At 57.3% G+C, this 20,109-nt stretch carries 20 protein-coding genes; 8 read left to right on the top strand and 12 right to left on the bottom strand.

Going from position 1 to position 20,109, the window contains the following annotated elements; all coding sequences use genetic code 11:
- The 5 genes from AC1RDQ_RS09120 to AC1RDQ_RS09140 all read left to right on the top strand — a co-directional run bounded on the left by AC1RDQ_RS09120 (position 1) and on the right by AC1RDQ_RS09140 (position 6,094).
- Positions 1-828: an ABC transporter permease gene (locus AC1RDQ_RS09120; RefSeq protein WP_057714914.1), complete on the top strand. Its 828-nt coding sequence runs from the start codon at positions 1-3 to the stop codon at positions 826-828.
- Between the two features lie 2 nt (positions 829-830).
- Entirely contained in the window at positions 831-2,477 is a 1,647-nt protein-coding gene (locus tag AC1RDQ_RS09125; protein WP_102669585.1) for an ABC transporter ATP-binding protein, read from the top strand.
- Between the two features lie 9 nt (positions 2,478-2,486).
- On the top strand, positions 2,487-3,197 hold the full coding sequence (locus AC1RDQ_RS09130) for an NAD(P)H-dependent oxidoreductase (protein ID WP_057714912.1): 711 nt from the start codon (positions 2,487-2,489) through the stop codon (positions 3,195-3,197).
- A 536-nt stretch (positions 3,198-3,733) separates the two neighbouring features.
- Positions 3,734-4,189: a YMGG-like glycine zipper-containing protein gene (locus tag AC1RDQ_RS09135; RefSeq protein WP_057714911.1), complete on the top strand. Its 456-nt coding sequence runs from the start codon at positions 3,734-3,736 to the stop codon at positions 4,187-4,189.
- A gap of 288 nt (positions 4,190-4,477) precedes the next feature.
- Complete coding sequence (locus AC1RDQ_RS09140) at positions 4,478-6,094, top strand: mechanosensitive ion channel family protein (RefSeq protein WP_492587005.1); 1,617 nt, start codon at positions 4,478-4,480, stop codon at positions 6,092-6,094.
- 86 nt (positions 6,095-6,180) lie between these two features.
- Here AC1RDQ_RS09140 and AC1RDQ_RS09145 read toward each other — a convergent pair whose 3' ends face one another.
- The 8 genes from AC1RDQ_RS09145 to AC1RDQ_RS09180 form a co-directional block, all read right to left on the bottom strand.
- Positions 6,181-6,681, bottom strand: a complete 501-nt coding sequence (locus AC1RDQ_RS09145) for an outer membrane beta-barrel protein (RefSeq protein WP_154909005.1) — start codon at positions 6,679-6,681, stop codon at positions 6,181-6,183.
- Between the two features lie 70 nt (positions 6,682-6,751).
- Positions 6,752-8,347, bottom strand: coding sequence for an EAL domain-containing protein (locus tag AC1RDQ_RS09150; RefSeq protein ID WP_492587006.1), 1,596 nt, complete (start codon positions 8,345-8,347; stop codon positions 6,752-6,754).
- A 263-nt stretch (positions 8,348-8,610) separates the two neighbouring features.
- Entirely contained in the window at positions 8,611-9,624 is a 1,014-nt protein-coding gene (locus tag AC1RDQ_RS09155) for a helix-turn-helix domain-containing protein (RefSeq protein WP_492587007.1), read from the bottom strand.
- Positions 9,625-9,751: 127 nt separating this feature from the next.
- Entirely contained in the window at positions 9,752-10,084 is a 333-nt protein-coding gene (locus AC1RDQ_RS09160) for a hypothetical protein (protein WP_492587009.1), read from the bottom strand.
- A 646-nt stretch (positions 10,085-10,730) separates the two neighbouring features.
- Positions 10,731-11,213, bottom strand: a complete 483-nt coding sequence (locus tag AC1RDQ_RS09165; RefSeq protein ID WP_090455109.1) for a hypothetical protein — start codon at positions 11,211-11,213, stop codon at positions 10,731-10,733.
- On the bottom strand, positions 11,210-12,031 hold the full coding sequence (locus tag AC1RDQ_RS09170) for a winged helix-turn-helix domain-containing protein (protein WP_492587011.1): 822 nt from the start codon (positions 12,029-12,031) through the stop codon (positions 11,210-11,212). The genes AC1RDQ_RS09165 and AC1RDQ_RS09170 overlap by 4 nt, the downstream gene beginning before the upstream one ends.
- 624 nt (positions 12,032-12,655) lie before the next feature.
- Positions 12,656-13,117, bottom strand: coding sequence for a hypothetical protein (locus tag AC1RDQ_RS09175; protein WP_150813256.1), 462 nt, complete (start codon positions 13,115-13,117; stop codon positions 12,656-12,658).
- A gap of 159 nt (positions 13,118-13,276) precedes the next feature.
- Positions 13,277-13,957 (bottom strand): DUF3313 domain-containing protein, encoded by a 681-nt coding sequence (locus AC1RDQ_RS09180; RefSeq protein WP_057714902.1) that lies wholly within the window; start codon positions 13,955-13,957, stop codon positions 13,277-13,279.
- 333 nt (positions 13,958-14,290) lie between these two features.
- Here AC1RDQ_RS09180 and AC1RDQ_RS09185 point away from each other — a divergent pair, with 333 nt between their 5' ends.
- Positions 14,291-14,683: a GFA family protein gene (locus tag AC1RDQ_RS09185; protein ID WP_057714901.1), complete on the top strand. Its 393-nt coding sequence runs from the start codon at positions 14,291-14,293 to the stop codon at positions 14,681-14,683.
- A gap of 11 nt (positions 14,684-14,694) precedes the next feature.
- Here the strand turns inward: AC1RDQ_RS09185 and AC1RDQ_RS09190 are convergent, their stop codons facing one another.
- Positions 14,695-15,117, bottom strand: a complete 423-nt coding sequence (locus AC1RDQ_RS09190; RefSeq protein WP_057716609.1) for an MAPEG family protein — start codon at positions 15,115-15,117, stop codon at positions 14,695-14,697.
- 78 nt (positions 15,118-15,195) lie between these two features.
- Positions 15,196-16,149: a hypothetical protein gene (locus tag AC1RDQ_RS09195; RefSeq protein ID WP_492587013.1), complete on the bottom strand. Its 954-nt coding sequence runs from the start codon at positions 16,147-16,149 to the stop codon at positions 15,196-15,198.
- 199 nt (positions 16,150-16,348) lie between these two features.
- Here AC1RDQ_RS09195 and AC1RDQ_RS09200 point away from each other — a divergent pair, with 199 nt between their 5' ends.
- Positions 16,349-17,305, top strand: a complete 957-nt coding sequence (locus tag AC1RDQ_RS09200; RefSeq protein ID WP_492587014.1) for an AraC family transcriptional regulator — start codon at positions 16,349-16,351, stop codon at positions 17,303-17,305.
- Between the two features lie 51 nt (positions 17,306-17,356).
- Here the strand turns inward: AC1RDQ_RS09200 and AC1RDQ_RS09205 are convergent, their stop codons facing one another.
- Together AC1RDQ_RS09205 and AC1RDQ_RS09210 are read right to left on the bottom strand one after the other, a co-directional pair.
- The gene (locus AC1RDQ_RS09205; RefSeq protein WP_371319466.1) at positions 17,357-17,971 is read right to left on the bottom strand and encodes an eCIS core domain-containing protein; all 615 of its coding nucleotides are present in this window, start codon (positions 17,969-17,971) and stop codon (positions 17,357-17,359) included.
- A 119-nt stretch (positions 17,972-18,090) separates the two neighbouring features.
- Entirely contained in the window at positions 18,091-18,969 is an 879-nt protein-coding gene (locus tag AC1RDQ_RS09210) for a helix-turn-helix transcriptional regulator (protein WP_492587151.1), read from the bottom strand.
- Between the two features lie 96 nt (positions 18,970-19,065).
- Between AC1RDQ_RS09210 and AC1RDQ_RS09215 the strand changes: the two genes are divergently transcribed.
- The gene (locus tag AC1RDQ_RS09215; RefSeq protein WP_492587015.1) at positions 19,066-20,022 is read left to right on the top strand and encodes a threonine dehydratase; all 957 of its coding nucleotides are present in this window, start codon (positions 19,066-19,068) and stop codon (positions 20,020-20,022) included.
- Positions 20,023-20,109: the final 87 nt, after the last annotated feature.

Consider the following 20,109-nt stretch of genomic DNA (forward strand, 5'->3'; position numbering starts at 1 on the left):
ATGAGCCTGTTAAAACAAGTGTGGCAGGCGCCCCTGAGCGCCAAGTTCGGTTTGTTGATGATCCTGCTGTACGTGCTGGTGGCGGTGTTCGCGCCGGTATTGGCACCGTTCGGCGAAACCCAGGTGGTGGGCGAGGGCTTCGCCCCCTGGGGCGGGCAGTTCCTGTTGGGCACCGATAACCTCGGGCGCGACATGTTCAGCCGCCTGGTCTATGGCGCGCGCAACACTCTGGGCATTGCCTTCCTCACCACCGTCCTGGCGTTTCTGCTCGGTGGCTTGAGCGGCCTGATCGCAGCGATCAAGGGCGGTTGGGTCGATCAGGGATTGTCCCGGGTGGTGGACATCCTGATGGCCATTCCGCAACTGATCTTTGCCTTGCTGATTCTCAGCGTGGTCGGCACCACGGCGACGTCGCTGGTGCTGGTGATTGCGCTGCTGGATGCGACCCGGGTGTTTCGGCTGTCTCGTGCTGTGGCGATGAACGTGGTGGTGCAGGATTTCGTCGAAGCCGCACGCCTGCGCGGTGAAGGCCTGTGGTGGCTGGTGACCCGCGAGGTGTTGCCGAATGCGGCGGCACCGCTGATTGCCGAGTTCGGCCTGCGTTTCTGCTTCGTGTTCCTGTTCATCAGTGCGCTGTCGTTCCTCGGCCTGGGCATCCAGCCGCCCACCGCCGACTGGGGCAGCATGGTGCGCGACAACGCGGTGCTGATCACCTTTGGCGACATCAGCCCGTTGCTGCCCGCCCTGGCCGTGGCCTTGATCACAGTCAGCGTCAATTTCGTCGTCGACTGGATGCTGCACAAATCCAGCGGCCTCAAGGAATGCTGAACATGACGACCTCAAAACCTTTGCTGGAAATCCGCAACCTGCACATCGAAGGCCATTACGAAGATGCCTGGCATCCGCTGATCAAGGGCATCGACCTGACCCTGCAACGGGGCGAGGTGCTGGGGCTGATCGGCGAGTCCGGCGCGGGCAAGTCGACCCTCGGCCTGTCGGCCATGGGCTACACCCGCGACGGCTGCCGGATCACCGGCGGCTCGGTGCACTTCGACGGCATCGACTTGCTCAACGCCAAGCCTGAGGCCCTGCGTAAACTGCGGGGGCTGCGTATTGCCTATGTGGCACAGAGCGCGGCAGCCTCGTTCAACCCGGCCCATCGCCTGATCGACCAGCACGTCGAAACCGCTGTGAAAAACGGCGGCATGAGCCGTGAGCAGGCCATGCGCGAGGCGGTGGAGTTGTACCGGGTACTGCGCTTGCCCAATCCCGAAACCATCGGCCAGCGCTATCCGCATCAGGTCTCCGGCGGCCAGTTGCAGCGGGTCATGACCGCCATGGCGATGGCCTGCCATCCGGACCTGATCATCTTCGACGAACCGACCACCGCGCTGGACGTCACCACCCAGATCGAGGTGCTGGCAGCCATTCGTGACGCAGTCGCGACCTATGGCAGCGCGGCGATCTACATCAGCCACGACCTGGCGGTGGTGGCGCAGATGGCCGACCGCATCATGGTGCTGCGTCACGGCAAGCTGGTGGAAGAGGCCGAAACCCGGCAGATGCTCGGTGACCCGCAGGAGGATTACACCAAGTCGTTGTGGGCGGTGCGCAGTTTCCGCACCGAACCCAAGGCCTGTCCGCAGCAGGAACAACCGCTGTTGGAACTGCGCAACAGTTGCGCCAGTTATGGCCAGCAACCGGTGCTGCACGACGTTTCCCTCAAACTCTACCGTGGTCAGACCCTGGCGGTGATCGGCGAGTCTGGCAGTGGCAAAAGCTCCACCGCGCGGTTGATCACCGGTTTGCTGCCACCGACCTACGGCCAGGTGCTGTACGACGGCGAACCCTTGCCGGCGGACTTTCGCCAGCGCAGCAAGGAGCAACTGCGGCGCATCCAGATGATCTACCAGATCCCCGACACCGCGCTGAATCCGCGCCAGCGCATCGTCGACATTATCGGCCGGCCGCTGACGTTTTATCTGGGTCTCAAGGGTAAAGCCATGCGCGCCCGGGTTGCCGAACTGCTGGAGATGATCGAACTCGACCCCGCGACCTTCATGGATCGTCAGCCCCGGGAGCTGTCCGGCGGGCAGAAGCAACGCATCTGCATCGCCAGGGCCCTGGCGGCCGAGCCGCAACTGATCATCTGCGATGAAGTGACCTCGGCCCTCGACCAACTGGTGGCTGAAGGCGTACTGAAATTGCTCAACCGCATCCAGCAGCAACTGGGTGTCGGCTATCTGTTCATCACCCATGATGTTGCTACTGTGCGGGCGATCGCCGATGAGGTATTGGTGATGCAACGGGGCAGGGTGGTGGACCACGGCTCGCGCAGCCAGATCTTCACCCCGCCGCATCAGGACTACACCGGGCTGCTGTTTTCTTCCGAACCGCAAATGGACCCCGACTGGCTCGACCGGTTGCTGGCCACGCGCGCTTCCACACCTTCAACCGATACGCTGGAACAAGTCTAAGGAACCACCATGAAAGTACTGATCGTCCATGCTCACCCGGAGCCGCAATCCTTCACCGCCGCCCTGCGGGACCAGGCTGTCGCCACGCTTGAAGCCCAGGGCCACGAAGTGCAGGTCAGCGACCTGTACAAAATGAACTGGAACCCGGTGGCCAGCGACGCGGACTTCTCGAATCGGGAAAACCCCGAATACCTGGTCTATGCCCTGGAACAACGCCTGGGCGTGAAGAGCCAGTCGCTGGCGGCGGATATCCAGGCTGAGCTGGACAAACTGCTGTGGGCCGACCTGCTGATCCTCAACTTCCCGATCTTCTGGTTCTCCACCCCGGCCATGCTCAAGGGCTGGATCGACCGGGTGCTGGTGTCGGGCATCTGCTATGGCGGCAAGCGTTTCTACGATCAGGGCGGTCTGGCCGGCAAGAAAGCGCTGGTGACCGTGACCCTGGGCGGGCGTGAGCACATGTTTGGCGAAGGCGCGATTCACGGCCCGCTGGAGGACATGCTGCGGCCGATCCTGCGTGGCACCCTGGCTTATGTTGGTTTTGATGTGCTGGAGCCGTTCGTGGCCTGGCATGTGCCGTACATCAGTGACGAGGCGCGCCAGCAGTTTCTGGTGGATTACGGGCAGCGACTGCAGCATCTGAGCGATGATCAGCCGCTGGTGTTTCCGAAGTTGGCGGAGTTTGATGACAAGCTCTATCCGCTGACAACCAATGCCTGATTAACACCCTAAACCCTGTGGGAGCGAGCTTGCTCGCGATGAGGACATCAGCTTCAACATCTATGTTGACTGAGCCACCGCCATCGCGAGCAAGCTCGCTCCCACAGGTTTTTGGTGTGTGCCAGGTATTCTGCAGCCTGCGTAGGGCGTCTTCGGATGCGCCGGGTTCCTGGACCGGTCTACCAACCTGCGTATGGCCACCACCCCTCGTTTGGTATTGGCAGTGAATCGGGCGCTGGATCGGCTCGATCCGGCTGAGTAACCGCACATCCGCAGATCACCAATAGACCTGTAGGAGCGAGCCTGCTCGCGATATCGGCCGTACATTCGACATTTATGTGCCTGATACACCGCCATCGCGAGCAGGCTCGCTCCTACACAACGTCCACCGTTTGTTCGGAAGTCCTTCTGTGCGGGGCCGTTGAACTACACTTTTCAGTTACTCCACCCGATCGGCAGGCGACGCATGGCGCCGCTTGCCGCCCGCCAGTCGACCCAAAGGCTTGCCCGTTGTGGCAAGCCTGTCGGAGGTCATCATGAAACGATTTTCACCGGTCAGCCTGTGTATCGCATTGTCGATTTTGAGTGCCCCGGGTTGGGCGCAATCGGTGGTGCCGATGAAAGGGCAAAGTTCGCAACAAACCCAGGCCGACATCAACGAATGCAACAGCATCGCCGCTAGCCAGAGCGCCTCGACGGCTTCCACGCCTTCCGGCGGGAGGATCAAGGGTGCTGCTGCCGGGGCCGCCGCCGGCGCGGTCGGGGCCCAGGTGCGCGGCAATCAGCATGACGAAGCTTATGATCGTGTCGACGATGACAGGAAACAGGACTATCGCCAGAACCGCGCCAAGGAGACGGCGGCGGCCGGCGCCGTGGTCGGTGCTTCACGTCAGCGCCAGGAACGCCGGGAGCAATCGAAAACCACCCAGGCGAACACCACGACGGCCTACACCAGCTGTTTGCAGGGAAAGGGTTATCAGGTCAATCCTTGAATCAGGTATGGAACACACTGTGGGAGCGAGCTTGCTCGCGATGGCGGCGGCACATTCGACATCCCGGTGTCTGACCCACCGCTATCGCGAGCAGGCTCGCTCCCACAGGGATCTTCAATGTTTCGAGAATTCGGTCAAGAGCACAATTTCCGGGGCTTGAGCTCGCTGTTTCAAGAAAACAGACGGATAAGGAAACGGCCTGTAGCTCCAATCTGACAACCGTTCATCGGTGAACTACGCTGCGATACATACTCTGGATTTGAATTTCGTGACGTAAGGATCTGACACATGCGGAGCAGGCTGCTCGCTGTAATGTTTACTGTTTTCGGGATGATTTGGTCGGTGCAATTGTGGGCCGAAGACGCCCCGAAAGTGGTCGATGCTCCCGTTGAATTGAAAGTGGCCAACCGCAGCATCATGGTGTTTCGCGCGACCATCCTCGGTGAAGCCCCGGCCTCGCGGGTCAAACGGGCGAAAGCGGTGATCGGTGAGGCGCTGGATGACGCCGACGACCTCAATGTCACCCTCGACCCGATCATGAAAAGCTACATGGTGCTGCTGGGGTCTCGCCGTGCTTTTATCGTTTCGCCCAAGGATTTCGACGAGACCGAATTCGACTCGGTGCAACTGGCCGCCGAAGCCGCGGCCGACAGGCTGCGCCAGGTCGTGGCCGAAACCCGGGAAGCCCGTAGCCTGCAGTTGATCCTGCGTTCCGTCGTCGCTGCGTTGCTGGCCACCGGCATTTACATCGCGCTGCTGTTCGGCATGTCGTACCTGCGGCGCAGAGTGCTGCAGAAACTGCCTGAACTGATGCATCGGCACACCCAGGCGCTGAAAGTCGGAAAGGTTCCGCTGATCGACGCCAACTTCCTTTATCCATTGGTCAGCCGCGTGCTGGAGTTGCTGCGCTGGGTCATCGTGCTGCTGCTCTCTTACGAGTGGTTGGGGTTTGTCCTGTCGCGGTTTCCCTATACCCGGCCTTGGGGTGAAAGCCTTAACAACTATCTGCTGGAAGTCGCCGACTATTTGCTGCAAGGGATTCTAGGGGCCATCCCCGGGCTCGGCGTGGCGCTGGCGATCTTTTTCATTGCGCGTGGCGCGACAGCGTTCTCTCGCCGGATACTGCGGCGCATGGCCACGCCCGGCACCTTCAACTGGCTGAACCACGAAACCCTGAAACCGACTCAGCGCCTGACTTCGCTGGCGATCTGGTTGTTTGCCCTGGCCATGGCTTATCCCTACTTGCCGGGTGCGGGTACCGATGCGTTCAAAGGCTTGTCGGTGCTGGTCGGCCTGATGATCTCCCTGGGTGCTTCCAGCGTCGTCGGGCAGGCGGCGGCCGGATTGATCCTGACGTACACCCGAACCCTGCGTCCCGGTGAGTTCGTGCGCATTGGCGAGCACGAAGGGACGGTCACTGAACTGGGCATGTTCACCACGAGCATTCGTACCGGCCTGGGCGAAGTGCTGACCCTGCCCAACTCGATGATCACCGGCACGGTCACCAAGAACTACTCACGGGTCGTACAAGGCCCCGGTTATGTGGTCGACACCGTAGTCACCATTGGCTATGACACCCCCTGGCGGCAGGTCGAAGGGATGTTGCTGGAAGCCGCCAGACGCACGCCCGGCGTCCTCGAAACCCCACCGCCGCAGGTGTTCCAGACGGCATTGTCGGACTTCTACCCGGAATACCGGCTGGTGGCCCAGGCCATACCCAGCCAGCCTCGACCGCGCGCCGTGCTGTTAAGCATGCTGCACGCCAACATCCAGGACGTGTTCAACGAGTACGGTGTGCAGATCATGTCGCCGCACTATCTGGGCGATCCGCAACAAGAGAAATGGGTGCCCAGGGACAAGTGGTACATGGCGCCTGCGCAGGAGTCGAAGGAAACGTTGAAGTAATGGCAGGGTGGGATAGGTAGAGCGAGGACGAGCATTGTGCAGAGTGCGATGAGCGACCCGGGGGAGGCCGCTCAGTTGTAGCGGTGTCAGAAAAGCATATAGGCGGATGCAGTCGTCTGATTCAGGTCGATCTCTCCGACCTCCAGAACTTCGTATTCAGCGCGCACGCCGATGTTGCGAAAGACATCGAACTCGACGCCGACGCCGTAGGTCAGGTCAACCCCGGTATCGTCGTCGGTGGCATTGCCGTCGGCGTCCCAGGCGTGAGCACCGACACTGCCGAATACCCGCAACCGATCGCCCAGCGGAAAGCCGACATGGGCGGCAGCCTGAGCCGATTTACCATCGAAATCGACATTCTTGTCCTTGAATTGACCCAGGTCGACGTAGGCCCCCTCGAAGGCCAGGTAGCTATTGACGCGATACCCGGCATAAACCTTGTAGCTGGTGTCGTCGTCGTCCAATCTGGATTCGTCGGTCTGTATGCTGCTTACGCCAGCTCCAAGATATAAACCTTTGTCATCAGCGAGCGCCTGAAAAGACAGCAGCGATAGCAGTGAAGCGAAGCCAAGGTTTCGAAGTAGCATGGGTGGTGGAGTCCTTGTTCAGGTTTGTCTGGTGTTAGGGTTCGGCGAGCATTTGAGGGGCCATGAAGGGTTAATAAAAATCATTGATTGATATTTTTGAGTCGTAAGGCGGGATGTTTTCCGGACATTGAAAGTAGCGTCTTGCCAATGCTTGAATTGGCAGCGCTTTGGAGAACAACCAGCCTTGCGCCAATAGAACCCCCTCCGAGACCAGATGCGGCAGTTGCTCCTGAGTCTCGACACCTTCGGCCACGACCTTGAGTCTCAGCGACCTGGCCAACTGGGCAATATGGCGCCACAAGGCATCCTTGGCCGCGATCTTGTCGTCGGCGATGAATGAGCGATCTAATTTCAGAATGTCGAAAGGCACTGAATCGAGGAGCGAGAGGTTGGAATAGCCGATACCGAAGTCGTCCACGGCAATGCGATGTCCGCACGCACGAAGCCGTCGCAATTGCAGGGCGGCAGGCTTCTGATCGATCAGGGTCCTTTCGGTGATTTCAAAAGCCATGGCGGACACTGGCATGTTGTAGGTTGCCAGCACGCTGGCCACATAGTCTGGAAAACTTGGGTCCTGAATATCCTGGGCGCAAAGATTGACCGTAATGTAGAAGTCCTTGCACGCCCAAAGGTAGGTGCTGTAATCCTCCGCCACCTGTCGAATTACCGAACGTGTTAGTACGCGGATCAAGTCGGATTTTTCCGCTACCGCAATGAAAACATCCGCAGGCACTTGGGTGCCGTTGTCGTTCCAGCGAGAAAGTGATTCAGCGCCCACCAGATAGCCCGTCGTCAGGTTGACGATAGGCTGGTAGTGAACATCCAGCCTGTTGGCTTTCAGGGCATTGCGAAGCCGTACGGCGGTAGAGGTGTAATGCCGTTTGACACACCATGCGAGCAAAAACAGCGCTGCGAACACGCACACAAGGCCAATGAATAATTTGAATTTGAGACTCGTCAGGTAGCTCAACGGAAGAGAAATGACCGAGATCAGTTCATTTCGGTTGCCCGCAAAGGCGATGAGGACCTTGTCTGCCGAGGTAACCAGTTCTTCCAGGTGGAACGGTTTCTGCATCGCCAGCGGTTTGTGGCCCGTAGAGGCAATGGGCACTGCGCCGCCGGGGCCGATGAGGTCCAGTTGCAGGTCCTTGGGAAACTTCAAGTTGTCGAGCAGGAGCTTTTTGTTTGCCCAGACGTAGGTTGACTGTTCCGACACAATGATAAAATCGGTGTCCGCAGAAACCGTGTGGCCAGCATCCACCCAGTAGGTTCGCTTTCCAACGGAAAACTTGCGCTTGTCGCTATCGGCCAGTATCGAGGGAGGTGCTTGTCCGTAGGAGGAACAGATCTTGCCATTGGGCAACTGGATTGCCGCTTGATCAACAAATCGCAGGTTCTTGACCAGGTCAGCCAGTTGTGAATATTGCTCTATGGAGCATTCCTGACCCGAGCGATCGAGATCGCCGAGGGTTTCCAGTACTTTGTCGATCTGTGCATTGGGCTCCACTTGAGCAGCACGCAGATCGGCATAAACGTTATTCAACTTCCGTGCAACGAATTGATCCGCCAGCCCTCCAGCACAGAACCATGCGGCCCAACCTGTTGCAGCAATCAGACATACAGTGACTGCGTGCCTTCCAAGTAACGCTTTATATGCGGCAACCATCGAAAAACTCCGAGGTATCATTAATTCGCTGTGCTTTCTGTCGTCACGGATTAAGCGACTTCAGTACCAGTCAATTACCCAAGCCAACAAGATGCCGCTGGCATAGACGGTAATACACAGTGCGATTTTCTGCTTGAGTGGCAGTGTGTTTATTCGATGTTGCATGCTTATCTCCTTGAGTAGGCAAATAAGCAATTGTGGAAACTTGTGGTTAATCAAGGAAAATCATTAATCATCATTTTCGGGGCTTTGATAAACGCCTGTTAACGAAAATTTCTCTCCCCGACGACCTGGTTGTAAACAGATGAGGTCGTGTTCCTTGGCCTGGCCGAGTTGCGCTTGGCCGTTTCCGACGGCGTCTCTCCGTAAGCCAGTTGATAGGCCTTGGAAAACCGGCCCAGATGGTGAAAATTCCAAAACATCGCGGTTTCTGTGACGGTAGGCCACGTTTTATTGATCAGGTCGCGACGGGCGCTTGCGAGTCTCAAGTTTCTGATATAAGCGATTGGCGATATCCCGAACGTTTCAATAAAGCCAAAATGCAAAGTGCGTGTGGTGGTTTCCAGTTGCCTTACCAGCGATTTTATAGTGAGCGTTTTTTTTGTGTTTTCATGAATGTACTGTATGGCTTGTATCGCCACCTTTCTTCTTGTCGGGACTTTGCGGATGAAGCGGCCAGCGGGCGTCAACGATTGCAACAGAGAAGCGAGTACCGCACTTTCAATCGTCGAACCTTCTGTTTCGCTGCGCTGTGCTGAAGCAGCGTCGTTGATGTCGACACAGCACGCGCTGATGGCTTGAATGGCCGATTGTATGAATTGAAAGTTTTCAGCCTGGAAGCGGTGTTGTGTTCTGTTTGCAAGGATATCTATGACAGAGTGATGTTGGCGGCACCGCTCATAGTTTTCCAGTGTCGTGGTGATGGTGAAAAGTGTTTCATTCGGTTCGCAGGTGTAATGCACCGATTCATCACTGTGCAGTACGATGACTTCGTCAGGCCGTAGTTTTTGATTGTTTACGACGGGTCGGCCAATCGGTGCCTGGGAGATGGCGAATGTCACGAATCCGGCAGGGACAGAACTGACCAGCGTCACGGATGAGTCGAACTCAAGGCGACTGCACTGCAGTTGCGGACTGTGAAAGAGTTTGTGTTGCCGAATGCGCGCTTCATGCTCGGTCGGAATAAGGCTCATTTCCCATTTGCCTATTGTTCTATTCAGTTGGCTCGGCAAGGCAGAGGACAAATGAAAGATCTCGTCGGGCGGTGCGATACTCATGAAATTGAAGGCTCATCTGTTAAATGATAAGGGTCAAGCCTGACGGGCAGTCATGGAGAAGATGCGCGATTGGGCGTTCTCGCTGTCGGTGAGATCGACCCCATTGTCATTGGCTTTGAACGGGTTTTCAGAGTCCCCGGATCAGTTCCAGTTCCGCCGAAAATGCGTACTTGCTGTCCAACGGTGAGTCGTCCATGTGTTGAACGTTGCGCGGATCGATTTTCGAACTGAAGATCTGCGATTGGGGTTTCATCGGGTCAATGGCTGCTGCTGTAAAGGCGTAAAAGTCGTCAATACGATAACCGTTTTTTACCTGATAGCCAGTTTTCACAGTAGTTGGGGCCTTTTTGTTGGTTTCGACACTCGTCAATTTGGCACTGTAGACACCCTTGTCGTCGGCCATGGCCTTGAGAGAAAGCAATAAACCAAACGACACGGTGACGATGTTTTTCAGTAGCATCGAGGCGATTCCTTATTAACAGTTTATTCAGGCAGCGCAGAATGTCAGCTGCATCTCTGCCACGACTTGGGCTGCAAATAATCTCACTTCGATGGTGCCTGCCAAAGTCAATAACTCATATTTGTCAGGTCGTCAGAAGAGGTCAGTCAGCGTTTGCCCGCCCCTCATAGAAGTATGAGCGAACTGGCGTAGCTCATGCCTGTGTCACTTTGTGGTGGGGCGGGGAGAGTAGAATCACTGCTCTGCTCGTCTGTATGATACTCATTCTCACTGTGAATCTTCAGATGCGATAGTTTCTGGCTGTCATCCGGGCTTGTTTCAACTTCATAATATTCAATGGTCGTGCTTTCGACGGAGTGCTCGTCGTGCGCCAACGAATAAAGTGGAATGGCAGACAGAAACAAGACCCCCAGGAATCTGAAAGTCGTCGATTTATGGGCTCGCAGGAAATGCATGGCGTTCACTTGATTCCCTCTGTAGGGCATTGTCCCGGACGAGAATCAAGCGGGCTCGATTCCAAGGATTATCGAGGAGGGATTTTTGGCGGGGGAGACGTTTGATTCAAATCAATAAGTATTATTTTTGTTTGAAAATTCTTTGATGTGAACCTTTGCCAGACGGGTGTCGAGCCCGTTCGGGAGGCCGATTAATGGTTCATGCAGCGCAAACGGCCAAGTTCATGGATGTAAAAACACACCGCGTTTTTATCCTGGGTCGGGATCAACTCGTAGTTCAGAATGGCGCCTTCTTGCAAGACGTATTGACGTCTAAAGAACAGGTCAGGGGTCTTTTCAATGGCAAAAAGTTCATTGTCCTGGCTGAGCTTGATGTTGCTGACTTTGATCTCGACGTGTTTATTGCTTTCTCCGATTATGTTCGCTGAGATGGTCGCGTTGCGGATTTTCCCATTCAGGCTTTCCAGCGTGGTCCCCGTGAGCCTGCCATGCCCGATAGTGAGGTACTCTTCGGTGTTGAGTTGGTTGAGATCTTCCAGCCATTGTCGGGATTTTGTCTGGTAACTGATATTTTCCATGTAGTGCGAAGGTGAGTAAACGAAAGAGAAAATGCACAGTGCATTGATCAAGCCTATAAGAGGCCAGTGAACCGCTTGCGAAATTTCAAATTTCATAAAGTGACTTCCAGACATTGACGAATCATCAAGGCGAGGTCCCTTTCGCTGCTGTTCAATTGTAGATTTGCAGTGCTTAGATCCTGGCGGATGCACGAAACGGAATAGTTGGCTTTATACAGGTTGATCCAGACCTGGCCCTTCAGGTTTGGTGGCAGCTGTTCGGTTTGTTTGGCGGACAACTCCATCAGCGCTTGCGCCTCGGCAAGATCGCTGCCCACGGCGTGTATGACCAGCCCATTCTTGTCGGTACTGGAAATTTCAATTTTTGGCGCGTCGAAGTCGAATTGAAAAACAGTAAAGGCAACGACTGCCAGCGTAACGATATAAGCGATCAGCTGGGCTTTTGTAATGCGCGCGGATTCATTGGTTTTACCTGAGGGTGCAAGCAGCCCATCACTCCCAGCCGGCGGTAGTTGCTCAGCGATGGGGGCGGGGGGCTGCGTTGTTTCCTCCCGGGGTGCCGGTACATCTGCTTGTGCATCGACGACACATTGCCGGTTGAAGCAATATCCTCGTCGAGGAACAGTCATCAAGATCTCGTGATCCCGGCTGTCATTGAGAATATTGCGTAGTGAGAAAACCGTTTGATTCAAACTGCCGGAGGCAACCACGCGGTCATTCCAGGTGTAGTCGATGATTTCATCGCGGCTTTTAGTGACACCTGGCTCCATGAGCAGCAGGTCCAACAGGCGCGACTCAGCTCTACCTAACGTGGAATTCTGTACATCTCCATGGGGTGTTGTAATGGAAAGCATGGCGCTGTCCGGGTCGAACACCGCGACGGCGCCATTTTTCAACTTGAAGGTGTAACTCATAGAAATCTTCCGTTCAGGCGGTGCTGGCCTGAGTATAGGGGCCGGATTTGGCTCGGTACATTCTGGTCTGGGAAGTGAACGAAGATGAGGGCCCAGCGGAAGGTGCACTGTGTGTTGCATTTACGATGCTGGATTGGCTCGTTTCAGAGGCGTGCAGTTCGGCAAACAGCCCTGTCTGTCAGAGGTATCCGTTCAATCATACAAAGGAAAAGCATTGCTGGATGACCCATGGTTTTCGATTTGGACACCATGAATAATGCTTGGAATGGATTAACTGCGCTATCCGAAAACTGCAAGCTCGGGCAGGAGGGGGGACGCGCGGCTACACCTCAATGAACTAACCTCGCTGTTGCGCCAGGTTTCTGTATCAGCCTGAACTATCAGGAAACAAATCAATGATGGTGTTCTTGTGCACTTGGCTTGTGAAAGATTATTTTTGATTCTTATTAGCTTTTAACCAGGGACGTTACCGATTTAAATGGATCTCGAGGAACGTTGCGTGTTCACGGTTTGTTTCTCGCGGCGTCAACGATCCTCACCTCTCGTTCTACGACTTTGCCCCGAGTCCTTTCATGAAGGGCCCGGGGCTTTTTTTTTGGTTCTTCACGCCGTTGTCGTCATCGATCAAGGCAAAACATCGTAGCCACGTTGTTGCAGGCAGCTGCTGTAGACGGAGTTGTTGGCGGTGATGCTTTGTTCGCTCTCACTCAGATTCTCCCGGCGCGCCTGGCGTTGCCTGGCGCCCCCCACGACGACGCCGGCAGCCGCGGCACTGCGTGCGTGGTTCTGGCGATAGTCTTGGCGGGTATCGTCGTCGATCTGGTCATAGACGTTTTCATGTTGGCGGCCCCGAACTTCCGCCGCCGTCGCACCGGCTACCGCGGCGGTTGCGGCGCCCTTGACCCGACCACCGGAGGGCACGGTGCTTTGTACCGGATGCTGCGCGTTGGCTTGGGATTGGCAGGCACTGGTGTCCTGCTGGATGGTCTGGGAGGTCTGACCTTTGAGGGGAATCACGGTTGCCGCCAGGGCGCTGGTGCTCATCAACAGCATCAGGATCGCCAGGGTATGGGCCAGAATTTTCATCATCGAGTCTCGCGTCAGGCGTCGGCACGGCTAACGGTTTGTCAGAGGGAAAACGCGGCGTGGCGCCACGTTGAAACCCCATGCCGGTTTGCTTGCAATGCCATCCAATGCCGGTGGACGGCAGGCACTTTCACGCTTGCGATGGGGTTTGCTTGAACGTCAATGCTTGAGGAGCAGGGCCTGCATATCGTCTGACATGCCTTTGAGTGCAACCTTGAAGTCATTGGCAACAATCGGCTGCTTGGCATTCTTGATGGTCTCGCCGAACACCTTGCGCACGATCTTCGCTACCGGCAAACCGGTTTTGGCGTCGATCAGGTTGGCTTCGATGTACATCTCGGCGGTCTGGTCCCGGTGCCCGGTGGCTGCTTGTGTCGCCCCGACAATGGCCCCGATTGGTACGACTTCATACCAGTGCATACCTTCGTTGTTGGCGCTGACGTGAGTGATCGCCGCCTGCAGGATCAGCGACCGTGAATTGGTCGGCGCCAACTGTGGATAAGGGACGATCGCATAGCGGCGGGCAAAGGCGGTCTTGACGCTGTTGCTGGCCATCAATTGCAGGTCTTGCAGGGTTTTCAGGCTGACGCGCGCGGTCGGCTGCGGCGATGGATACAGTTCCATCTGCCTGAACACCACTGTGGAATACGCGCGTGGATCGAACCCTGGCGATACCCAGCGCAATACTTTCTGCTCACTTGGCGTAGTTTGCTCCTCCAGGCCCTGGTAATTGCCCAGGAAGCCCGAGTATTGCTCTTGCTGCGCGACTTGCGAGACACAGCCGACCTGAAATACACAGCTCAAAGCAATACCCGCAATCCATTTATTCGACATGCCCATATGTTTGGTTCTCAAGTGATGAAAGTTGTCATTCGGGTTCCGACCTGGCCCCGGGCATTGGTCCGGGCGCCTTGTTTTCAGGCACTGGTATTTGCCAGTCGGTTACGCAAAGCAGGTGCTTGCACGCCGGTCAATGCGGGCCGAATGCTGCCCGTAGCGGTGGGATAATCCGAATCAATAACTCTCAAAAACTGTTAAACACTCGGTCAGGACAAATTGCACATCGATCACAGTTGCCTACGCTAACCCTTTGCAACGCCGGTTTTGGCATCGCCGTGACGTTCCTGTTTCCACGCTGATACGCCGTTTCGGACGGCCTGAAGGAGGCACCGCATGGACCGATTCACCGGCGGTTGTTTGTGCGGCAAAGTGCGTCTTGTAGCGTCGGGGCGCCCGTTCCGGGTTGGTGTTTGTCACTGTCTCGACTGCCGCAAGCACCATGGGGCGCTGTTCCACGCGTCCGCGATATTTCATCAGGATGCCGTGACAATCGAGGGCGAAACGCGTGACTACGCCGGGCGGCACTTCTGTCCGCAGTGCGGTTCGTCGGTGTTCTCACGCAGCGCAGACGAAGTCGAGGTGAACCTTGGATCTCTGGATGCCCCCGACCAGTTGACGCCAACCTACGAGAGCTGGACTGTGCGGCGCGAGGCCTGGTTGCCGGCGTTTGCACTCACCCGACACTACGAGCGCGATCGAGACGGCACGGGGCGATTTGAGGATTAGCGGGCACCTGTTCATATGCCATAACAAGCGGCTATGACAATGAGCGCAAGAAAACACACCAACTGAACGCTAAAGAAGGCAAACCGAACTGCCACGAACGCATTGGTTTGCTCATGGGAGACGTGAACCAATGACTGGCACACGCGAGCGATCAGGACGAGTGTGGACAAGTAGTTCACTGCGGCGCCGTTGACATCAAGGGCTGTAATCACGAACACGATGACGCCAAACACAGGCAGGTTTTCCACACAGTTGGCGTGGGCCCTTGTCCCGCGGCGATACCAATCTTCGCCTTCGAGCCGATCGCTTCGGAAAGAGGCGATCGGAACACTCGAGAACAGGATTGCGACCCAGCGATAAACCCCGACGGTTGCCATCAATAGCAGCAAGGTCCAGGTCGCAAACCCAAGCAGCATCCACATCGGTATCGTCATGGCCGCCATCCTCGATGGTTCATTGTCAGCACGTCGTCCCGCAGCGCGACCGACGAGCAGTCAGTCGCGCGCTGTCGGTCAATTGCTCATGATGGGGGCCAGAGCGGTCTGAATCCTGGACATCTGTGCTGGCGTTGTCATCTGCGTCAGCAGTCGACCGAAGTGTGGATGCCGTACACCCGAGATAATGTATTGCCAGCGGTAGGCGCTCAGTACGCAGGCCTTGATTTGCGCGGTCTCATCGACACTGAACGATCGTGAAGCATGACTGATGAAGTAGTCGGCATCGGCTGCCGATTGTGCCTGCAGGATCGCGTCGACGGCCGCTACCAGCGCAATCAGGTCATTCACTGCCTGGTCGTGCTCGGCCGACGAGAGTTTCGCGTGCTCGTCCTGCCATTCCAGCTCATCGAGTACGACGTGCCGGCTTTCATCCTTCCAGTGGAATTTGAAGACATCCTTGAACAACGGGCACAGTTCCTCGCGCGGGGCGATGCTTTGCACGTAGTGCGCCTGAACAAACAGCTCGATGTGACAGGTCAGCGCCAGCACCGACCAGGTACTGGCCGCCAGTACCGAGCGCGCCACCTCGTTTGGATCGGCAACCTGACGATATCCCGCAGGCAACTTCGAACTCATCATCGTCTCCATGCGCCGAAACAACTCCTGGTGCTTGATCTCGTCGTTGGAAAAACGCACCAGCGCTTCAAGGGCCAGTTGATTGTCAAATACATGGGCCCGACCCTGATCGAGCATCTTGGCACTGATAAAGCGCTCGACCAGGCCAAAGATGTATGCATAGGTCCGGCCCTGGATCTGACTGAGCAGGCGCGCCTGGGCCGCATCGAGAAAGGTCAGGCGGTCGACCTGCGACAGTCCGTCGGGGAGGAATTTGCGCGAGAAGTCGAAACTGCGGTCCTGGAGCAGATCGCGATCGATCTGCCATTCGGACTTTTTCGATGACCTGACCATTTGCGCATAACGGGCGGTGTTGCCTGACGCTGAACCGGGTAGGGTAACGACGCTGTTCATATGGATCTCCTGCTGCCCTGGTGCCGTTGGAATGGGGCAATTTCGGTTGACGTCGGAGCCAATGACCCTGGGTGAAGCCTCTGGGGACAGTTTCGATCGCTGATTCCGCGTTGGTGCTAATCTAGGCGTCGCAGTTCAGGCGGTGAATGACCGGTGCGCCTGAAAACCTGCTCCGGACTCCGGAAAGGAGGGCGGTCAAGTGCTGGATGCGCTTTCTGATGTGTTGCGTGTGATTCGGCTGTCTGGAGGGGTCTTCCTCGAGGCGGAGCTCACTGCGCCCTGGTGCATCAACGGCAGAATCTCGGCAGATGATTGCAAGCCGTTCCTGGCGGCACCTCGACACATCATTGCGTCGCACTTTGTCGCCGCTGGGCGCATGCAAATTCAAATCGACGGTGGTGCCGCCATCGAGGTAGGGGCAGGCGAACTCGTTTTGCTTCCTCGCAACGACGCACATTCTTTTGGCAGCGACCTGAGCATTGCGCCCATGCCGGCCAGAGAAGTCATCCAGCCGCCAGAAGTCGGCGGCATATCACGGATCAAGTACGGCGGGGGCGGCGAGGCCACGCAGTTGCTGTGCGGGTTCCTCGGTTCAGAAACACCCTTCAGTCCGTTGCTTTCGTCGTTGCCTTCCTTATTGAAGCTGGATTTGCGCGCGACGGCTTCGGGCACCTGGATCGAAAGCTCCTTTCGTTTTGCTGTCAGTGAAATCGCGGCGGGCCGCGTCGGTTCGACAACGGTCATCGCCAAGCTATCGGAGCTGCTATTCGTCGAAGCCGTCGGCCAGTATGTCGCCAGCCTTCCCGCTGAGCGGCGTGGGTGGCTGGCGGGGTTGCGGGATCCGCATATCGGCCATGCACTGGCACTATTGCATGCCCGTCCAACCGAAGGCTGGACGGCAGAAGCCCTGGCGCTCGAAGTGGGCATGTCGCGCTCGGTGTTCGCCGAGCGCTTCACGGCATTGGTTGGACAGCCACCGATGCAATACCTGACGCTGTGGCGCATGCACGTGGCGGCTCAACAGTTGCGCGAAGGTCGCGGCAATGTGGCGCAAATCGGCTTTGCCGTTGGCTACGACTCCGAAGCCGCGTTCAGTCGCGCATTCAAACGCCAATTCGGCACATCCCCCGGCACCTGGCGCAGACAATCCGCATGAGAAGGGGCGGTGCCACCTCTTCATGGTTACCTGACCAGGCTTGATCCTTGCTCAAGGATATCGAGGCGATTCTGCCCGAGCCTGGCTGGTTCGTAGCGCTCTGGCTACCTGGGCTTGAATCTCGTAGGCAGGCGCCTCGACGGCTTCGTAATCACGGGTATAACGAGTGGCGAACTCGCGATCGCCCCATTGCTGGTACTGCTGCACGTGCTTCAACTCATGCGCCCACAGCGCGACATCGTTAAGTGCATCTTCGGGATTTCGAAAGACGATGATGTCGATAAGGGTGACCGCACGTACATCAGGATTCTGCAGCATGGTGTGTGCGGCGTTCAGCTCCACATCATCGCCTACCTTGTAGCGAACCGAATCGAGCACTTGAATGTCATAGTAGGGTTCGAGCTGGGCCCGGATATTCAGCGGGATTGGCTGGATATCGCCGGTTGCCGCGGTGTTGCGCGATTGCACAATCCAGTTCTGCAATCCAGAGGCCGCCATCTGGTTCATGTCGTCGAAGATCGTTCCAGCTTCCTCTTCGGAACCTGGAGCACAAAAACAAGCGACCATGCAGACCTGATACTGCCCGGCCGGGCAGGCGAAAACCGAGGACGAGGTGCCAGCGCAAAAGAGCACGATCGCTAACCGGAAAACTTGACGCAAAAAAATAGCTGGCAATGGGTCCTCCCATGGGCAAAGGCGGTCGGCAGGCAATACGTTGGGCGTCTCGCGCCCATTGTGCTGCCGCGTGTTGGACCGCTGCGACACCGTTCGATTCCCTGGGTTCCTCAGTTTCTTTTGGCCACGCCGAGCAGGTCAGCTTTGGCGTGGGATTCGCTTTCAATCTGCTCTAACCCCAAAGACTGACGCAACTGCGCCGGACTCACTCCAAGACGTTGCTTGAAGGTGGTCGCCATGTGCGCCTGGGAGTTGAAACCGCAGGCGTAGGCGATTTCCGTCAGGGTGGCGGTCGAATCGCGCATCAGGGCACGGGCCTTGGCGACGCGTCGGTCGATCAGGTAGCTGTGCGGGCTTTTGCCGGTGGCGTTTTTGAAGGCCCGCATGAAATACCCTTCGGACAATCCAAGCAGGCCCGCCATCGCCGGTACGCTCAACGGGTCTTCGAGGCCTGCATCAATGAACTCATCGAGCAAGCGCATCCGGCTGCCGGTTATCGAGCCATGGGGTGTTGTCGACACCGCTTCGCTACCGGTCGCCCGTTCGGACAATGCCAGTGCCCAGGCCTCCCAATCGTCCTCCACAGAGGACAGCAACAGCGCCGCACGCATACGCCACGCGAGAGCGGTGGCCTGCCGGTCGATGCGATTGTTGAAGGCACGATCCCCCATCAACGCCATGCCATCGGTGCGAATCACCCGCAAGTATTCGCCGCCCTGGGGGGATTCGGACAACACGTCACACCCGGCGGGGACGAACGCCAGGCCGTTGGGCACGGCATCGAAGGGGCGTATTCGGTCGCTGCCGATGGCGTGCAGGCCTCGCTGGCTGTCGAAGGCGAAGCCGATTCCCGCCTGGGTCGCGACATAGCGGGTCGCGTAGGCGCAACCGGGGAGCAATTCGATCGCCCAAGGGCCGGCCTCGATACGACGGACCGGTTCGGACAAGCGTGGTGGCGGCGGGCGATTTCGATGACTCATGGACACCATAGTAGTGAAGAGGGGGGACAAAAGTCAGGTCGGTTTTTTGAAAGCCGCAATACGGCACCCGTGTTCAGACTGGGCAAAATCCCCGGGAGATAACCGATGTACACACTGACTCGCGACGATATCGAACAAGCTGCTCGCCACGTTTACCAGGTCATGCCCGCCACAGCCCAGTACCCTTGGCCCTTGCTGGCTCAGCGGTTGGGTTGCACGGTGTGGGTCAAGCACGAAAATCACACGCCTACCGGTGCCTTCAAAGTGCGCGGCGGTATCACGTTCATGCACTGGCTCAAGCGCGAGCACCCGGGCGCGAAGGGCATTGTCAGCGCGACCCGCGGCAACCATGGCCAGAGCCTGGCACTGGCGGCTCGCACACTGGGTTTGCAGGCGTTGATCGTCGTGCCGGAAGGTAACTCGGTAGAAAAGAACAACGCCATGCGCGGCTTTGGCGCTGAAGTGGTCGAGTATGGCCGCGACTTCGATGATGCCCGTGAAGAGGCTGCCCGTCTGGCGCACGCGCAGGACCTGTTCCTGGTTCCGCCGTTTCACACCGAGCTGGTCAAAGGCGTCGCCACTTATGCGCTGGAACTGTTCAACGCAGCACCGGACCTGGATACCGTTTATGTACCGATTGGCTGTGGATCGGGGATTTGCGGGGTGATCGCCGCCCGCAATGCGCTGGGTCTGGAAACCGAAGTGGTTGGCGTGGTTTCCACGCAGGCGGCGGCTGCACAGCTATCGTTTAACGCTGGCGCAATCTGCGAAACCGCCTCGGCCAACACCTTTGCCGACGGCCTTGCCGTGCGCAAGCCGATTCCTGAAGCCTTTGCCGTCTACGCGGCAGGTGCTGCGCGGATCGTATCGGTCAGCGATGACCTGATCGCCGAAGCCATGCGCGTGTATTACACCGATACCCATAACCTTGCCGAAGGGGCCGGTGCGTCGGCGTTGGCAGCGCTCATCTCGGAGCGTGAAGCCATGTCGGGAAGAAGGGTGGGGGTGATTCTCTCCGGTGGCAACGTCGACAGATCGGTGTATGCGCAAGTGATTGCGTGAAAAGGGCCATGACCCTGGTCACATAAATTTGAAATGCACGGCATTGCTCGACAGAATCACGCCCCGATCCGGCCCAAGTCGCCGGAC

This window comes from Pseudomonas sp. GW823-FHT02E01 (assembly GCF_058797535.1).

Excerpts from the sequence above, each read along its gene's own strand:
- AC1RDQ_RS09175 (WP_150813256.1), bottom strand. The coding sequence starts at position 13,117 with ATGAAAATTCTGGCCCATACCCTGGCGATCCTGATGCTGTTGATGAGC.
- AC1RDQ_RS09210 (WP_492587151.1), bottom strand. The coding sequence starts at position 18,969 with ATGGTGTCCATGAGTCATCGAAATCGCCCGCCGCCACCACGCTTGTCC.
- AC1RDQ_RS09150 (WP_492587006.1), bottom strand. The coding sequence starts at position 8,347 with ATGGTTGCCGCATATAAAGCGTTACTTGGAAGGCACGCAGTCACTGTA.
- AC1RDQ_RS09130 (WP_057714912.1), top strand. The coding sequence starts at position 2,487 with ATGAAAGTACTGATCGTCCATGCTCACCCGGAGCCGCAATCCTTCACC.
- AC1RDQ_RS09120 (WP_057714914.1), top strand. The coding sequence starts at position 1 with ATGAGCCTGTTAAAACAAGTGTGGCAGGCGCCCCTGAGCGCCAAGTTC.
- AC1RDQ_RS09215 (WP_492587015.1), top strand. The coding sequence starts at position 19,066 with ATGTACACACTGACTCGCGACGATATCGAACAAGCTGCTCGCCACGTT.
- AC1RDQ_RS09155 (WP_492587007.1), bottom strand. The coding sequence starts at position 9,624 with ATGAGTATCGCACCGCCCGACGAGATCTTTCATTTGTCCTCTGCCTTG.
- AC1RDQ_RS09125 (WP_102669585.1), top strand. The coding sequence starts at position 831 with ATGACGACCTCAAAACCTTTGCTGGAAATCCGCAACCTGCACATCGAA.
- AC1RDQ_RS09165 (WP_090455109.1), bottom strand. The coding sequence starts at position 11,213 with ATGAAATTTGAAATTTCGCAAGCGGTTCACTGGCCTCTTATAGGCTTG.
- AC1RDQ_RS09170 (WP_492587011.1), bottom strand. The coding sequence starts at position 12,031 with ATGAGTTACACCTTCAAGTTGAAAAATGGCGCCGTCGCGGTGTTCGAC.
- AC1RDQ_RS09185 (WP_057714901.1), top strand. The coding sequence starts at position 14,291 with ATGGACCGATTCACCGGCGGTTGTTTGTGCGGCAAAGTGCGTCTTGTA.
- AC1RDQ_RS09160 (WP_492587009.1), bottom strand. The coding sequence starts at position 10,084 with ATGCTACTGAAAAACATCGTCACCGTGTCGTTTGGTTTATTGCTTTCT.
- AC1RDQ_RS09135 (WP_057714911.1), top strand. The coding sequence starts at position 3,734 with ATGAAACGATTTTCACCGGTCAGCCTGTGTATCGCATTGTCGATTTTG.
- AC1RDQ_RS09190 (WP_057716609.1), bottom strand. The coding sequence starts at position 15,117 with ATGACGATACCGATGTGGATGCTGCTTGGGTTTGCGACCTGGACCTTG.
- AC1RDQ_RS09180 (WP_057714902.1), bottom strand. The coding sequence starts at position 13,957 with ATGGGCATGTCGAATAAATGGATTGCGGGTATTGCTTTGAGCTGTGTA.
- AC1RDQ_RS09140 (WP_492587005.1), top strand. The coding sequence starts at position 4,478 with ATGCGGAGCAGGCTGCTCGCTGTAATGTTTACTGTTTTCGGGATGATT.
- AC1RDQ_RS09195 (WP_492587013.1), bottom strand. The coding sequence starts at position 16,149 with ATGAACAGCGTCGTTACCCTACCCGGTTCAGCGTCAGGCAACACCGCC.
- AC1RDQ_RS09145 (WP_154909005.1), bottom strand. The coding sequence starts at position 6,681 with ATGCTACTTCGAAACCTTGGCTTCGCTTCACTGCTATCGCTGCTGTCT.